Here is a 2,169-nt window from a genome sequence, read left to right on the forward strand (position 1 = left end):
ATAAAAATCGACAGTGCGGCCCCGGCTGTCGACGGCCCGGTACAGATACGCCCAGCGGCCATTGACCTTCACGTAGGTTTCATCCATGTGCCACGGGCAAAGATCGGAAGGGTTACGCCAGTACCAGCGCAGCCGTTTTTCCATTTCAGGCGCATAACGCTGAACCCAGCGGTAAATCGTGGAGTGATCGACATTCACTCCGCGTTCAGCCAGCATCTCCTGCAGCTCACGGTAACTGATGCCGTATTTGCAGTACCAGCGTACGGCCCACAGAATGATGTCACGCTGAAAATGCCGGCCTTTGAATGGGTTCATGTGCAGCTCCATCAGCAAAAGGGGATGATAAGTTTATCACCACCGACTATTTGCAACAGTGCCGATAAAAATATATCATCATGAACAATAAAACTGTCTGCTTACATAAACAGTAATACAAGGGGTGTTATGAGCCATATTCAACGGGAAACGTCTTGCTCGAGGCCGCGATTAAATTCCAACCTGGATGCTGATTTATATGGGTATAGATGGGCTCGCGATAATGTCGGGCAATCAGGTGCGACAATCTATCGATTGTATGGGAAGCCCAATGCGCCAGAGTTGTTTCTGAAACATGGCAAAGGTAGCGTTGCCAATGATGTTACAGATGAGATGGTCAGACTAAACTGGCTGACGGCATTTATGCCTCTTCCGACCATCAAGCATTTTATCCGTACTCCTGATGATGCATGGTTACTCACCACTGCGATCCCCGGGAAAACAGCATTCCAGGTATTAGAAGAATATCCTGATTCAGGTGAAAATATTGTTGATGCGCTGGCAGTGTTCCTGCGCCGGTTGCATTCGATTCCTGTTTGTAATTGTCCTTTTAACAGCGATCGCGTATTTCGTCTCGCTCAGGCGCAATCACGAATGAATAACGGTTTGGTTGATGCTAGTGATTTTGATGACGAGCGTAATGGCTGGCCTGTTGAACAAGTCTGGAAAGAAATGCATAAGCTTTTGCCATTCTCACCGGATTCAGTCGTCACTCATGGTGATTTCTCACTTGATAACCTTATTTTTGACGAGGGGAAATTAATAGGTTGTATTGATGTTGGACGAGTCGGAATCGCAGACCGATACCAGGATCTTGCCATCCTATGGAACTGCCTCGGTGAGTTTTCTCCTTCATTACAGAAACGGCTTTTTCAAAAATATGGTATTGATAATCCTGATATGAATAAATTGCAGTTTCATTTGATGCTCGATGAGTTTTTCTGATAGTTAGTCTTTGTAGAGACACAAACCTGAAATTCCGGACACCGCGCTTCAGGACATCTCCCTGGACGCCGATATCTGGCAGTATCCGGACGGTACTATCGAACGCCGGGCCAACGGTACTACCCTGCCCTTTATGACTGACGACCGGCTATCTCACCCACGCACTTCTCCCTGAAATTTAGCATCGTCGCGGTTAATGTCGAAAATTTGCCACCTGACGTGGTTGGCATCGAGGGTGAAAACTGCCGTGGCGAGGGTGTTCTCCTCATCCGGATCGTCGGCAGCCAGCCGGTATTCACCGGCATCAATTTTCAGATTGATATCGTGCAGCACCTGGGTGGTGCCGAAATGTTTAGCGACCGCGCTAAATTCGGCACTGTTGCAAAGTTAGCGATGAGGCAGCCTTTTGTCTTATTCAAAGGCCTTACGTTTCAAAAACTCTGCTTACCAGGCGCATTTCGCCCAGGGGATCACCATAATAAAATGCTGAGGCCTGGCCTTTGCGTAGTGCACGCATCACCTCAATACCTTTGATGGTGGCGTAAGCCGTCTTCATGGATTTAAATCCCAGCGTGGCGCCGATTATCCGTTTCAGTTTGCCATGATCGCATTCAATCACGTTGTTCCGGTACTTAATCTGTCGGTGTTCAACGTCAGACGGGCACCGGCCTTCGCGTTTGAGCAGAGCAAGCGCGCGACCATAGGCGGGCGCTTTATCCGTGTTGATGAATCGCGGGATCTGCCACTTCTTCACGTTGTTGAGGATTTTACCCAGAAACCGGTATGCAGCTTTGCTGTTACGACGGGAGGAGAGATAAAAATCGACAGTGCGGCCCCGGCTGTCGACGGCCCGGTACAGATACGCCCAGCGGCCATTGACCTTCACGTAGGTTTCATCCATGTGCCACG

The 2,169-nt window shown here is 49.1% G+C and carries 3 protein-coding genes and 1 pseudogene; 1 reads left to right on the forward strand and 3 read right to left on the reverse strand.

Annotated features, from left to right (window positions below; all coding sequences use genetic code 11):
• A pseudogene (locus ACI2LW_RS33640) lies at positions 1-315 on the reverse strand (IS6-like element IS26 family transposase); the annotation flags it as partial.
• Between the two features lie 129 nt (positions 316-444).
• Here ACI2LW_RS33640 and ACI2LW_RS33645 point away from each other — a divergent pair.
• Positions 445-1,260, forward strand: a complete 816-nt coding sequence (locus tag ACI2LW_RS33645) for an aminoglycoside O-phosphotransferase APH(3')-Ia (RefSeq protein ID WP_000018326.1) — start codon at positions 445-447, stop codon at positions 1,258-1,260.
• Between the two features lie 153 nt (positions 1,261-1,413).
• On the opposite strand, the gene ACI2LW_RS33650 is transcribed toward ACI2LW_RS33645, so the two are convergent.
• Together ACI2LW_RS33650 and ACI2LW_RS33655 are read right to left on the reverse strand one after the other, a co-directional pair.
• Positions 1,414-1,593: a hypothetical protein gene (locus tag ACI2LW_RS33650; RefSeq protein ID WP_000902128.1), complete on the reverse strand. Its 180-nt coding sequence runs from the start codon at positions 1,591-1,593 to the stop codon at positions 1,414-1,416.
• Between the two features lie 91 nt (positions 1,594-1,684).
• The coding region (locus ACI2LW_RS33655; RefSeq protein ID WP_404735053.1) for an IS6-like element IS26 family transposase at positions 1,685-2,169 on the reverse strand (485 nt) is incomplete at its 5' end.

The organism is Streptomyces sp. NPDC004065 (assembly GCF_044903565.1).
Taxonomy (GTDB): domain Bacteria; phylum Actinomycetota; class Actinomycetes; order Streptomycetales; family Streptomycetaceae; genus Streptomyces.